The organism is Sutcliffiella horikoshii, from assembly GCF_020524325.1.
Taxonomy (GTDB): domain Bacteria; phylum Bacillota; class Bacilli; order Bacillales; family Bacillaceae_I; genus Sutcliffiella_A; species Sutcliffiella_A horikoshii_D.
In genome coordinates this window covers 12,819-26,518 of the sequence record NZ_JAIVKY010000006.1, presented here as the reverse complement: position 1 = coordinate 26,518, position 13,700 = coordinate 12,819, and the positions used below count along the sequence as shown (strand labels likewise).

At 39.8% G+C, this 13,700-nt stretch carries 11 protein-coding genes; all 11 read right to left on the bottom strand.

All coding sequences use genetic code 11. The features are described from left to right. Positions 1 to 112: 112 nt before the first annotated feature. Positions 113 to 1,291, bottom strand: coding sequence for a glycine C-acetyltransferase (locus LC091_RS07125; protein ID WP_010193426.1), 1,179 nt, complete (start codon positions 1,289 to 1,291; stop codon positions 113 to 115). 21 nt (positions 1,292 to 1,312) lie between these two features. Beyond that, positions 1,313 to 2,353 carry an L-threonine 3-dehydrogenase gene (tdh, locus tag LC091_RS07120; protein WP_187442381.1) on the bottom strand — a complete coding sequence of 347 codons (1,041 nt, stop codon included), beginning with the start codon at positions 2,351 to 2,353 and terminating at the stop codon, positions 1,313 to 1,315. A 480-nt stretch (positions 2,354 to 2,833) separates the two neighbouring features. After that, a complete protein-coding gene (locus tag LC091_RS07115) occupies positions 2,834 to 3,700 on the bottom strand; it encodes a 2-oxoacid:ferredoxin oxidoreductase subunit beta (protein ID WP_226681357.1) in 867 nt (288 codons plus the stop codon). Then, the gene (locus tag LC091_RS07110) at positions 3,701 to 5,437 is read right to left on the bottom strand and encodes a 2-oxoacid:acceptor oxidoreductase subunit alpha (protein ID WP_319003643.1); all 1,737 of its coding nucleotides are present in this window, start codon (positions 5,435 to 5,437) and stop codon (positions 3,701 to 3,703) included. It lies immediately after the preceding gene. Between the two features lie 251 nt (positions 5,438 to 5,688). After that, complete coding sequence (locus LC091_RS07105; RefSeq protein WP_226681356.1) at positions 5,689 to 6,612, bottom strand: dipeptidase; 924 nt, start codon at positions 6,610 to 6,612, stop codon at positions 5,689 to 5,691. Positions 6,613 to 6,717: 105 nt separating this feature from the next. After that, on the bottom strand, positions 6,718 to 6,978 hold the full coding sequence (spoVS, locus tag LC091_RS07100; protein WP_010193268.1) for a stage V sporulation protein SpoVS: 261 nt from the start codon (positions 6,976 to 6,978) through the stop codon (positions 6,718 to 6,720). Positions 6,979 to 7,125: 147 nt separating this feature from the next. After that, positions 7,126 to 7,920 (bottom strand): TIGR00282 family metallophosphoesterase, encoded by a 795-nt coding sequence (locus LC091_RS07095; protein WP_226681355.1) that lies wholly within the window; start codon positions 7,918 to 7,920, stop codon positions 7,126 to 7,128. Positions 7,921 to 8,238: 318 nt separating this feature from the next. Then, positions 8,239 to 9,801: a ribonuclease Y gene (rny, locus tag LC091_RS07090; protein WP_226681682.1), complete on the bottom strand. Its 1,563-nt coding sequence runs from the start codon at positions 9,799 to 9,801 to the stop codon at positions 8,239 to 8,241. 303 nt (positions 9,802 to 10,104) lie between these two features. Continuing rightward, a complete protein-coding gene (recA, locus tag LC091_RS07085) occupies positions 10,105 to 11,145 on the bottom strand; it encodes a recombinase RecA (RefSeq protein ID WP_226681354.1) in 1,041 nt (346 codons plus the stop codon). A 508-nt stretch (positions 11,146 to 11,653) separates the two neighbouring features. Next, a complete protein-coding gene (locus tag LC091_RS07080) occupies positions 11,654 to 12,898 on the bottom strand; it encodes a competence/damage-inducible protein A (protein ID WP_226681353.1) in 1,245 nt (414 codons plus the stop codon). A 74-nt stretch (positions 12,899 to 12,972) separates the two neighbouring features. Further along, complete coding sequence (pgsA, locus tag LC091_RS07075; protein ID WP_226681352.1) at positions 12,973 to 13,557, bottom strand: CDP-diacylglycerol--glycerol-3-phosphate 3-phosphatidyltransferase; 585 nt, start codon at positions 13,555 to 13,557, stop codon at positions 12,973 to 12,975. Positions 13,558 to 13,700 lie beyond the last annotated feature (143 nt).

Genomic DNA, 13,700 nt, shown 5'->3' with positions numbered 1-13,700 from the left:
ACAATAAATATGGAGAAGTTTACATAAATCTACATATTTTAAGAGGAAGTGAAGGTTAATAGTAATAAATACATAACAAGAGAGACACGTATGAGGTGTCTCTCTTTGATTATTACGATATGATTCCTAGTTCTTTCCCTGCTTTTTCGAAGATGTCCAGTGCTTCTTGAAGCTCTTCTTTTGAGTGTTGAGCAGTTACGATTGTTCTTACACGTGCAAGTCCTTTTGCTACCGTTGGAAACGCAATACCTTGTGCAAAAACTCCATATTCTAACAACTTATCAGAGAATTTATGAGATAGAGCTTCGTCCCCTACGATAACAGGAGTAACTGGCGTTTGACTTTCGCCGGTATTAAATCCTAATTTTAGAAGTCCATCTTTAAAGAACTTGGCATTGTCCCATAGTTTCTCAATAAGTTCAGGCTCTTCAAGTAAAACTTGGATTGCTTCATCACATGCAGCAGTTACTGCTGGTGGATGTGAAGTGCTGAAAAGGAACGGACGGCCCTTGTGGATTAAATAGTCTATTAAAGAGCGAGAGCTCGCTACATACCCACCAAGAACGCCGACTGCTTTACTTAATGTACCAACTTGAATGTGCACACGTCCATCCAAGCCAAAGTGATTTACTGTACCACGGCCATTTTCACCTAGTACACCAGAAGCATGAGCATCGTCCACCATTACAAGCGCATCATACTTTTCAGCAAGTTCTACAATTTTATCAAGAGGGGCAATATTTCCGTCCATAGAGAATACGCCGTCTGTTACGATAAGACGTTTACGGTATTCGCCGGATTCTTTCAATGCACGCTCTAGATCTTCCATGTCAACATGCTTGTACACTTTACGCGCAGCCTTTGTTAATCGGATTCCATCGATAATGGATGCATGGTTTAACGCATCGGAAATTACAACATCTTCCGGAGAAAGAATTGCAGAAAGAACCCCTTGATTAGTCGTAAATCCAGATTGGAACACAAGACTTGCTTCTGTATGTTTAAACTTTGCTAATTTTTCTTCTAGTTGTTCATGCATGGTGAAAGTACCGGCAATTGTACGAACCGAACCTGTTCCGGCACCGTATTTTTCAACTGCTTCTAAAGCAGCTTTCACTAAACGAGGATGGGTTGTCAATCCTAGATAGTTATTGGAAGAGAGCTGAATAACTTCTTTACCGTTGATAACAACTTTGGACCCCTGATCGGACTCTAAAGGTACCAGCTTACGAAATGTACCTTGTTCTTTCATTTGATCTAACTCTTCTTGTAGGTATTCAAAACCTTTCATTTTAACCCCTCCTATATACTGTTATGGATGTAATACAACTTTACCACATTGACCGGAAATCATTAAATCAAAGCCTTTTTCAAACTCCTCAAGCGGGAAGTGATGCGTAATCATCGGTTTCACATCAACTTGACCTGATTTAAGAAGGCTTGATACTTGCTGCCATGTAGAATACATTTTTCTTCCTGTAATGCCTTGAACGGTAACCCCTTTGAATACGATATCGTTGGTGATATCCAGTTCAACTGGACGAACAGGTAAGCTCAAGATGGAAACTCTTCCGCCGTTAGTAATCATTTTGAATCCTTGATTCATGGCAATAGGATGACCTGACATCTCACATACCACTTCCACACCATGTCCATCTGTTAACTTCATGACTTCTTCTACTGGGTTGGCTTCTTTAGCATTAATTACTGTTGTAGCGCCCATTTTCGTTGCAAGATCTAAGCGATATTCATTTAAATCGATGGCAATAACTTGAGAAGCACCTGCCGCTTTAGCAACACCTACTGCCATAATTCCAATAGGGCCGCAACCGATAACTGCTACAGATTTACCTGTTACATCACCTGCAAGTACCGTATGAACCGCATTTCCCATTGGTTCTTGTACAGAAGCAACATCATACGGCATTTCTTTAGGATTTTTCCATACATTTACTGCAGGAAGTGCTACATACTCAGCAAAACAACCTTGTGTGTCTACTCCGATTATTTTCGTATCTTTACAAATATGGTAGTCACCTTGAAGACATTGTGGACATTTGTAGCAAACGATATGCGTTTCAGCGGAAACTTGGTCGCCCAACTGTACATTGTTAACCTTGCTGCCAACTTCAACAATCTCACCAGCAAATTCATGTCCGAATGCATATGGAGGGTTAACCCTGCTTTGAGACCATTCATCCCATGTATAAATATGAACATCCGTACCGCATATAGATGTTGCTTTTACTTTTATTAACACTTCATCTTCTTTAATTTTTGGTATATCTATCATTTGAAGTTCGGCACCATATCCACGATGATGCTTCACGATTGCCTTCATTTTTCCATTCACAGAGAACACTCCCTTATAAAAATAAAACTAATAATCATAAATACTAGTAAGAGTGTAACATCTATAAGGGTTTGTGTAAACCGATTTGTCCACTGGAGAAGGACAACTGAGTACGTCAGATAAAAAATTTAGACTTTTTTATTTTTTAGTTAGCGCTTACATTTTTAAATAATCGTCAAGTTTTTTAAGACCTTCCGACTTTAGTTTTATTAATCATCTCCGCTGTTCCTTTCCGCAACTGGCATCGCTTTCCGCGGGACGGTGCTTGAGCCCCTAGGAAAGCGAAGCCATTTGCGGAAATACACAGCGGTATTAAATAATTTATTAAATTACATACTTCTTCAGTGGCCTACACTAAGTGAGGCTCACGGACCGCCCGCAGGCAAGCGAAGCGCCTGGAATGGAAATCAACCGTATTATATGCTTCTTAATCAATAAATAAAAAAGTCCCGGCGATTAAGCCAGGACTTTCAAGTTCTATTACATAAATTCTTTCACTAATGCGTTGAATTGTTCTTCATCTAATTGAAGTTCTGCTTTTGCAAGAGGCTCTGCACTATAATTTGGAACCATATCTTGGTAGGATTGCTGATCTTTATTTTGATAGATCAATCCTGTTACAAGTCCATTATGCTCCATTAATGTCTGCATGGCAGAAACTTTATTATGTGCGTCATATCCTTCAATGTCAGCTAATTTTGTCAAGTTTTCTTTAAACCAGTCGTAGGTGTTGACTTTGTTATAAGTAACACACGGGCTGAACACATTGATTAGAGAGAAACCTTTATGATTGATTCCTTGTTCAATCAAGGAAGTTAGGTCTTTCAAATCAGTAGAGAAGCTTTGTGCTACGAATGTAGCTCCTGCCGTTAAAGCCATTTCCATAACAGACAGTGAGGATTCAATAGAACCTTGTGGTGTTGATTTTGTTTTGAACCCTACTTCACTACGTGGTGATGTTTGGCCCTTTGTCAATCCATAAATTTGGTTATCCATTACGATGTATGTAACATCAATATTTCGACGAATAGCATGGATGGTATGTCCTAAACCTATGGCAAATCCATCTCCATCTCCGCCAGAAGCGATAACAGTAAGATCTTTATTTGCCATTTTCACACCTTGTGCGATAGGTAGAGAGCGACCATGAATACCATGAAAACCGTAGGAATTGATGTAACCGGAAATACGTCCAGAACACCCAATACCAGAAACTACTGCTAGGTTTTCAGGTTCCAAACCTACATTTGCGGCAGCACGTTGAATGGCAGCTTGTACCGAGAAGTCTCCGCATCCAGGGCACCAGTTAGGTTTTACATTGTTTCGAAAGTCTTTAAACGTTGCCATCTATAACAACTCCTTGCATTTTGTGTGGATTTCTTTCGGTAAGAATGGATCCCCATCATACTTTAAGAGGCTACGGATCTTTTCATGCTCGCCTACATTCATTTTCAGGATGTTTGCAAGTTGTCCAGTAGCGTTATACTCCACAACAATAACTTTTTTAGCCGATTTTACTAGTGGCGCGATTTCTTCTGTCGGGAATGGGTGGATTAAGCGGACTTGTGCATGGTTAGCTTTCACTCCATCCAACTCCAATCTTTCCATTGCCTCTTCAATCGTTCCTCGCGTCGAGTTAAACCCAACAAGCAGGACATCAGCTTCGTCATGCTTAGCATTAACATGAACAGGCGTATTGAATTTAAGGTTATTCAATTTACGCAGACGCTTGTCCATCTGTGCTTGACGGTTCGCAGCAACTTCAGAAGGCTTACCTGTTTCTTCGTGCTCTACACCAGTAACGTGATGGATTCCGTTTTTCATGCCAGGAAGGACACGAGGAGATACGCCATCTTCTGTAACTTCATATCGTTTGAAATATGCTTTATCGTCAGATGCAGGAAGCTCCTGGTTTATATCCAGCTTACCGCGTCTAATTTCAATATTCTTGTAATCCAACGCTTCTACAGATTGCTTACCTAGAGACAATTGAAGATCCGTTAAAAGAATGACCGGTACTTGGTATTCTTCTGCAATGTTAAATGCTTCAATAGTATCATAGAAAGCTTCTTGTACTGTACTTGGAGCCATAACCACTTTCGGGATCTCTCCGTGTGTACCGTAAATCATTGCCATAAGGTCAGACTGCTCAATCTTTGTCGGTAATCCTGTACTTGGACCTCCACGTTGCGTATCCACAACTACAAGTGGTGTTTCTGTCATACCAGAAAGTCCGATTGCTTCCATCATTAAGGATAGTCCAGGACCAGCCGAAGCAGTCAATGTACGAACCCCTGCATAGTTGGCACCAATTGCCATTGTACAAGCAGCAATCTCATCTTCCGTTTGAATAACCGTACCGCCGAATTTTGGAAGCTTTTTGATTAAGTATTCCATGATTTCAGATGCTGGAGTAATTGGGTATGCCGGCATAAAGCGAGAACCTGCCGCTACAGCACCCAATGCAATAGCATCATTTCCAATCATGAATAGTCGTTTGTTGCCGTCTGCTTTTGCAAGCTGCATCGTTTCTACATTTTCAGCTTGATCTTTTATGAACTGAACGCCTGCTCGAATCGCTTCCATGTTTTTCTCAACAATGGATTCGCCTTTGCGACCGAAAATTTCTTGCACTACTTCACGGAATGCTTCCGCATCTAAATCAAGGATCGCACTTGATGCTCCGACAGCAACCATGTTCTTCATCAAGGAAGTTCCAAGTTCTGTAGCAATCTCAGTGAATGGTACAGCGTATAATATAGCTTTTCCGTCTTCAGGTATGCTTGGTTTAAACTTGGCGTCTGCAATTACCACTCCACCTTTGCGGAGCTCATGATAGTTTACGTCGATTGTTTCTTGGTCAAACGCTACTAATATATCAAGGTCGTCGGAAATAGAACGGACCTGAGTCGTACTCACACGAATTTTGTTGTTCGTATGTCCACCTTTAATACGAGAAGAAAAATGGCGATAACCATATAAGTAATAGCCTAAACGATTTAATGCAATGGAGAAAATCTCACCGGTACTTTCAATACCTTCCCCTTGTTGCCCTCCAACTTTCCATGAAAGTTGATTGATCATGTGCCTTACACCCCTTTAACTACGTTCGTTTTCAGAATTTTGTACAATATTTATTGTAGCATTATTCCCACTATATAACTAGAAGTTACCTATTAAATAAAAAAAGACTTAAAAAACGCTGAATATGTACTAAACGCTTTCATTGTAGACCTATTTATTTAAAAATACAAGTCTTTGAATTAATTTCTTTCGAAAAATTTGGATATTTTAACAGTATCGTACGTATCGCTGAAAACCATCAAAATCCCAGTTTATTTAGGGAATCTTTTATAAAAATTATCAAACAAAAACCCTCTGACTTCTGTTTCAGAATAGTATTTTAATAAGCTATTTACTAAATTAGTATAATCTTCTATTTTCCCTAGACCATTAACAGTCTGGTCTATTCCGTCAAAGTCTGAACCAAAACCAATATGATTTACTGCCCCTAATGAACAGAAATGTTCTACATGACGAAGTATATCCGAAATGCTTACCTGTGCGTTGTTTGACAAGAATTGAGGAACAAAAGTGACACCGATTGCGCCATTCTTTTTAATCAGTGATTGTACTTGTTCATCTGATAAATTTCTTGGGTTGGGGCATAGATCTTTGCAGTTGGAATGAGAAGCAATCACATAATCAGCTAATTCCATCACATCCCAAAAACCTTTAACAGACAAGTGTGAAACATCTGTCCATATAAAGTGTTCGTTGTTCAGTCTTACCACACTTTTCCCAAAAGAACTTAACCCTGCACCTCTCTCTTCTAAGATCCCATCCGCAACTGCATTTGCATGATTCCATGTTAAACCCACAGAAGAAATTCCTAATCGATATAAAGTTCTCATCTTTTGCAAATCTGTTCCTATTGCGTCACAACCTTCTAAAGTCAAAATTGCTCCTATTTGTCCTTCTCTAAGTTCCGCTATATCCCTCTTAGTTGTAACAAGTTTCATGTTAGGAAACCTCTGCAAGATCTCTTCATAAAAGATGTCGATCATTTCCAAAGCTACATCAAAAGCAGATTCTTTCCTTACCTTTTCCGGAATATACACTGCAAAACATTGCACCTTTGCAGCTGACTTCTTTAATCCGTCCCATGTTACATGCAAGATTTCACTATCTTTAAATGAAATCGCCCTATTTTCCCACATTCTCCAAAGCACATCACAATGTGCATCAAATATCTTCAATAACAGCCCCTCCATTATTTAAATCAGCAAGCATCGCACTATTGAATTAGAATAAAACAAACCTGTTTGCAAGTACAAGCAAACAGGTTTAGTAAACGATTATTTTTATCTCGGCTCCACTATCAGCTTGATGGCCGTTCTTTCTTCTCCGTCAATCAGAATGTCTGTAAATGCCGGAATACAGATTAAATCCACCCCGCTTGGTGCAACAAACCCCCGAGCAATGGCAACTGCCTTCACTGCTTGATTAAGCGCGCCTGCCCCAATCGCTTGGATTTCGGCACCTCCACGCTCTCTTAAAACCCCTGCTAAAGCCCCTGCTACCGAATTTGGGTTTGACTTAGCTGAAACCTTTAATATTTCCATTTCTAGCTCCTCCTTAACATTTACAGTATATGGTGAAAGATCCATAGATGAATGAATTGTTAATAATTTCATTCCTACTATATTCAGGAAGAGCTCTGTATATGCCTTAACTTGTTATACAATCGTCAAAATATTCTATCTTCTCGTTTAATCAAAGAAAGGATGATCCTCATTTATCATTAGCGGCTGAATTTTCTTGGCCTTACCTGTCTTCATATCTACATCTATTAGAACCCCGTTTAATTGGGCCCTTCCCTCTGTCACTTCAAATCTTACAGGGAGAGCAGTCGTGAATCGTTTAAGCACTGCCTCTCTTTCCACACCTAGAATGCCATCATAAGGTCCTGTCATGCCTACATCGGTAATATATGCTGTGCCTTCTGGAAGAATACGATAATCATTTGTTTGGACATGTGTATGTGTTCCTACTACACCTGTAACTCTCCCATCTAGATACCAACCTATTGCTTGCTTTTCACTCGTTGCTTCCGCATGGAAGTCAACAAAGATAAACGGTGTTCTTTTCTTTGCTTCTTCTACAAGTTCATCAACTTTGTTAAAAGGGCAATCTATTGGCGGTAAAAAAGTACGGCCTTGTAGATTTATTACCGCAAGTTCCTTACCTTCAAAGGGAAGGTAGGCAATTCCTTTTCCAGGATTCGAACTTGGAAAGTTCGCAGGTCTGATCATATGCTTTGCGCCTTCAATAAATTCAAAGATCTCTCTGTTATCCCATGTATGATTTCCTAGTGTTACGAGATTGGCCCCGGCTTTTAAAAACCCTTGATAGATTTTTTCAGTTATTCCTTTTCCGCCAGCTGCGTTTTCTCCGTTCACTATAGTTACAGCAGGTTTATATTTACTTTTTAATTTTGGTAGATATTCGTTTACCATCTTTCGTCCTGGTGATCCCACTACATCTCCGATAAATAAAATTCTCACATTCACTAATCCCTTCTTACAATCAATTTCTCTATTTAGTTTTACATATGTAGGCGTTGTATGCAAATGAACTTCGTACTATAGGTTTAATGATGGAAAATCTATTTAACTTCTGTAGATTTCCGTTCAAGGTGTTCGCTTTCCTAGGGGCAGTGCTTGAGCCTCCTCGCAACGCTTGAGGGGTCTCAAGCTACCGCTATCTCCCTCAGGAGTCTCACACCTTGCACTTCAATCTACAGAGAAAATTTCATTTCATCATGCCTGTCGTTTAATATAAATGTTAAGAAGAAAAAAAAATAAAGCGGTGCAAGCACCACTTTATTTTGCATACTCTACGGCTCTTGTTTCACGAATGACCGTCACTTTAATATGTCCTGGATAATCCAGTTCTTCTTCAATGCGTTTTCGGATATCCCGTGCTAATCGATGAGCCTCAAGGTCGTCAATGGTATCAGGTTTCACCATTATACGAACCTCACGTCCTGCTTGAATTGCAAAGGACTTTTCTACACCTTCATAGCTTTCGGAAATCTCTTCCAACTTTTCAAGTCTACGGATATAGTTTTCCAACGTCTCACTACGCGCTCCAGGTCTAGCCGCAGATAGTGCATCTGCTGCAGCAACCAAGACTGCAATGATAGAAGTTGGCTCTGTATCACCATGGTGGGATGCGATACTGTTAATGACAACTGGATGTTCTTTATACTTCGTTGCCAATTCCACTCCGATTTCCACATGGCTTCCTTCGACTTCATGATCGACAGCTTTTCCAATATCATGTAGTAAACCAGCACGGCGGGCAAGTGTTTCATCCTCACCAAGCTCAGCGGCCATAAGACCAGATAGGAATGCTACTTCCATGGAATGCTTCAGAACATTTTGACCGTAACTTGTACGGAATTTCAGGCGTCCCAAGATCTTGATTAAATCAGGATGTAAGCCGTGTACACCAACTTCAAATGTGGTCTGTTCGCCCATTTCACGAATATACTCATCTACTTCACGTCTTGATTTTTCAACCATTTCCTCAATACGTGCAGGGTGAATACGTCCGTCTTGGACAAGCTTATCTAAAGCAATGCGCGCAGTTTCACGTCTGATTGGATCAAAACCTGATAAAATAACTGCCTCTGGCGTATCATCGATTATAAGATCAATACCAGTAAGTGTTTCAAGAGTACGAATATTACGTCCTTCACGACCAATGATTCGGCCTTTCATTTCATCATTAGGTAAGTTAACGACGGATACAGTTGTCTCAGCCACATGGTCTGCTGCACAACGCTGAACGGCTAAAGAAAGGATCTCCCTTGCCTTTTTATCCGCGTCTTCTTTTGCTCTGTTTTCGCTTTCTTTAACCATAAGAGCAATGTCGTGGGATAATTCATTCTCAACACGGTCCAAAATGATATGTTTAGCTTCTTCTCGTGTTAGTGCTGAAATGCGTTCTAGCTCTTCTTGCTGTTTACGCACTATATCATCCACTTTGCTTTCTAATTCTTCAATATGCTGTTGTCTATCGTTTAAAGAATCTTCACGCCTTTCTAATGCTACTTCTCGCTTATCAAGCGATTCATCTTTTCGATCCAGATTCTCTTCTTTTTGCATTAAACGATTTTCTTGTTTTTGCAGTTCGCTTCTACGGTCTCGAATATCACGTTCAGCTTCAGTTCGAAGTTTGTGAATTTCGTCCTTTGCTTCCAAAAGGGCTTCTTTTTTAAGCGATTCAGCTTCGCGTCTGGAATCTTCCACAATTTGATCCGCGACACTTCTTGCGCCAGCAATCTTCTGTTCTGCAATGGATTTACGAACATAAAAGCCAACAACTACACCGACGATTAGGGCAAGCAAAGCGGAGATAATAATTGGCATAAAATCCATCATTACACCTCCTCTTGCTATGAACTTTTTTCTTGCTAGATTTCATTGTCGGCATGTACATTGTAACAATGTTTGTCAATATACAGCTCAAGGGCTTTTGCTTTTTTATAGCTCTAAAATTCTAACAAAATGTAAATTATACATACTAATTGTAAATCTGTGAAAAATTATTGTCAAGCCTGTCCCGGTAAGGATATGACCTTTTTGGTAAACTAATCCTGTTTTTAATGATTTTTTTATGAATTTAAGGAAGATTTATAAAATTTTAGGCCCTGTAGTGATGTACAGGGCCTGATTTGGGTATTAAAAATCTAATTCTTCTTGATCCATTTCTTCTTCCGCTGGTGCGGTTAACTCTTTATCCAATCCGTGGTGATCACGAATCTGCTGATGAATTTCTTTTAGGACGTCCTTATTTTCTTTTAGGAATTGTTTCGCATTTTCGCGTCCTTGTCCTAATCTTTCTTCATTGTAGGAATACCATGAACCACTTTTTTGGACAATATCCAAATCGGAGCCCATATCAATTACTTCCCCTTCTTTTGAAATACCTTCACCGTACATGATATCCACTTCCGCTACTTTGAAAGGAGGAGCTATTTTATTTTTTACAACTTTAATCTTTGTTTTATTACCGACAATGTCATGACCTTGTTTCAACTGCTCAGCACGGCGCACTTCTAAACGTACGGAAGAATAGAATTTCAGGGCACGGCCACCAGGAGTCGTTTCCGGATTACCAAACATAACCCCGACTTTTTCACGAATCTGGTTGATGAAAATAGCAATAGTTTTTGATTTATTAATGGCACCAGAAAGCTTACGAAGAGCTTGAGACATTAAACGAGCTTGAAGACCTACGTGAGAGTCTCCCATTTCTCCTTCGATTTCCGCTTTAGGTACTAGGGCCGCTACAGAATCGACAACGATAATGTCAACTGCACCACTTCTTACAAGTGCTTCTGCGATTTCCAACGCTTGCTCACCAGTATCTGGTTGAGAAAGAAGAAGCTCATCAATGTTGACACCAAGTTTTTGCGCATATACTGGGTCCAACGCATGCTCCGCATCGATAAACGCAGCTTGTCCGCCTTGTTGCTGTACTTCAGCGATAGCATGAAGGGCAACAGTTGTTTTACCGGAAGATTCTGGACCATATATTTCTACCACTCTTCCACGTGGGTATCCGCCAGCACCTAATGCAACGTCCAATGCCAACGATCCACTTGGAATAGTGGAAATCTTACGTTCTGTCTGTTCCCCTAATTTCATAATGGAACCTTTTCCGAATTGCTTTTCTATCTGTTTTAACGCCATATCTAATGCAGCTTTACGATCACTCACACAATTTCCTCCTCTTATCTATTAAACTAAATGATTAGTATCTATTAACTACTCTTACTATACCCTTTTTCAATTCGTTTGGCAACCAAAAAACGAACATCCATTCGGTTTTTTTACAGTTAGATTTTGGTGTAAAATAATGACTTTCCACTAAGGGCAAAAAAGGATTTTCTAGGTGGGATTTTTGGGAAAATACAACATTGGGTTTTTTGGATAAAAATTTTTAATTAGGGCTTAGGAGTGAGTATGGGAGTTGTTTGCTGGCTGATGGTGGTAGGAGCTGGTTGAAAAGGAGTGGTCAGTTTTGAAATGTCCGAAGTCCCGAGTAATTTGTCCGAAGTATTTTAAATGTTGGTAAAATGCTACGAAAATGCTCTATTTCATTGATTTTTCCGCAAATCTGCTCAGCCCGTCCACTTTCCCATCATCATACTTCAAAACCTCAAAGCTCAGCAAACCCGCAAAATCATCGCCCTTCCAAAAAAAAAGCAGCTGAAGTTTCCCTCAACTACTTGAATAATTCTTTCAAAAGATAGTGACAGCCATATTTTGCTGAACGCTGCCTAATACCATCTCTCGTTCCTGCCAAGTGAATTTTATGAACGGTGGTTCCCCCGTTTGGAAGAGCGATTCCGATAAACACTGAACCAACAGGTTGATTATCCATCATTCCTGGACCTGCAACTCCTGTAAAACTGATGCCGATATCTGTTTGCAACAATTTTTTTACGCCGATTGCCATGTCTTTTGCAGTCTGCTCACTTACTGCTCCATACGTTTCAAGTGTTTGTTTTTTAACTCCCAGTACATTTTCCTTCACACTATTAGTATAGCTTACAATGGCACCTTCCATCACTTCGGAAGCGCCGGCGAAGCTTGTCATTTTCTCAGAGAATAAACCGCCGGTAAGACTCTCTGCACTGCTAAGAGTGTAGTGGGACTTTTGGATTTTTTCGAATAGAACGGAGTAGATTGTATCCTCATCATATCCAAAAAAGAATTCTCCCACTCTATCCAAGATTTCTTTTTCGCATTGATCTATTAGACGATTTGCTTCGTCAATTGATTGGTGCTTAGCCGTTAATCTTAATGTAACCTCGTTGTCCCCTGCTAGCGGAGCAATGGTCGGGTTTGTCTGTTTGTCAATGATATCTTCAATATCTGTTTCAAGTTGTGATTCCCCAATACCAAAAAAGCGAAGTACTTTTGAGACGATCTGTTCTCTTACCCCAAGCTTGTCTAACAGGAATTCTCTCCCGTAGACAGAAAACATGGGCTGAAGTTCTTTAGGAGGCCCTGGTAAAAGCATATATGTATGAGATTCTTCAGTTAGTGCCATACCAGGAGCCATCCCATGATCGTTCGGCAAGATTGAGGAGTCTTCCAAAACAAGCGCCTGCTTTTTGTTGTTTTCACTCATCACACGGTGTGATTTTTTAAAATAATCCTGTATACTTACTAGCGCATTTTCATCCATCACCAATTGTTTATCAAGCACTCTTGCAATGGTTTCCTTTGTCAGGTCATCTTTTGTCGGACCAAGACCGCCAGTGAATATTAGAAGATTAGAGCGTTGTTTTGCTGTTTGGATTACTTCTTCAAGCCTAGAAGGATTATCTCCGACTACTGTATGATAGAAGACGTTTATTCCTAGTTCAGCAAGCTGCTTTGAAAGAAACTGGGCATTTGTATTACAGATTTGTCCCAACAGTAATTCAGAGCCTACGGCAATAATCTCTGCATTTCTGATCATGACACTCTCCCCTTTATACAGTTATGAAATTCCGGATAACGCCGCTGATGATTTTCGTAAACGGCCTCTATTCTCTATTTAGAATTAACAAATGCTTGTCTGTTTTTGTAGAAATAATCCCATCCAGAGTAAATAGTAAATATCATTGCTACCCATAAAGCAATTGTAGCAAATGGTAATCCAATTAATTCGAATGGCAAGTTATGTAATAGAAGTGCAGATACTGCGATAATTTGTGCCCATGTTTTGATCTTGCCTAGCATATTCGCCGCAACTACTTCCCCTTCACCTGCTAGTACTAAACGAAGACCGGTAACAGCGAACTCTCTGCTTATGATGACAATGACAATCCACGCTGGAGCCAATTGAAGCTCGACAAGTGCAATTAATGCTGCAGACACTAGTAGTTTATCTGCAAGTGGATCTAAGAACTTTCCAAGGTTTGTAACAAGGTTTAGTTTTCTTGCATAATAACCATCTACCCAGTCGGTGATGGATGCAATGATAAAAATAAGTGCAGCCAGAAGATGTGTGTATGGAATGGACTCATCTCCAATAGTAAGTTCTCCCCAATTCAATGGTGCAAGCATAAGAATCATAAAGATAGGAATCATAAAAATTCTTGAAACAGTAATTTTGTTAGGTAAATTCACGTTCATTCCTCCAGCATTCAATATTGCTTTTCCACTATACATAAATTATACAGGTTTGTCTAATGTTTGCTTACTGGTATTTGGTCACTTTTTACTGTGTTGAAAGCATCATCCTAAAGGTCTGTACAAAAAAAGCCATCATCCTGATG

Bases quoted from the DNA above. Each gene is read 5' to 3' on its own strand.
- LC091_RS07125 (WP_010193426.1), bottom strand. From the start codon at position 1,291: ATGAAAGGTTTTGAATACCTACAAGAAGAGTTAGATCAAATGAAAGAA.
- LC091_RS07115 (WP_226681357.1), bottom strand. From the start codon at position 3,700: ATGGCAACGTTTAAAGACTTTCGAAACAATGTAAAACCTAACTGGTGC.
- LC091_RS07110 (WP_319003643.1), bottom strand. From the start codon at position 5,437: ATGATCAATCAACTTTCATGGAAAGTTGGAGGGCAACAAGGGGAAGGT.
- spoVS (WP_010193268.1), bottom strand. From the start codon at position 6,978: ATGGAAATATTAAAGGTTTCAGCTAAGTCAAACCCAAATTCGGTAGCA.
- rny (WP_226681682.1), bottom strand. From the start codon at position 9,801: ATGGATTTTATGCCAATTATTATCTCCGCTTTGCTTGCCCTAATCGTC.
- LC091_RS07080 (WP_226681353.1), bottom strand. From the start codon at position 12,898: ATGATCAGAAATGCAGAGATTATTGCCGTAGGCTCTGAATTACTGTTG.
- pgsA (WP_226681352.1), bottom strand. From the start codon at position 13,557: ATGAACGTGAATTTACCTAACAAAATTACTGTTTCAAGAATTTTTATG.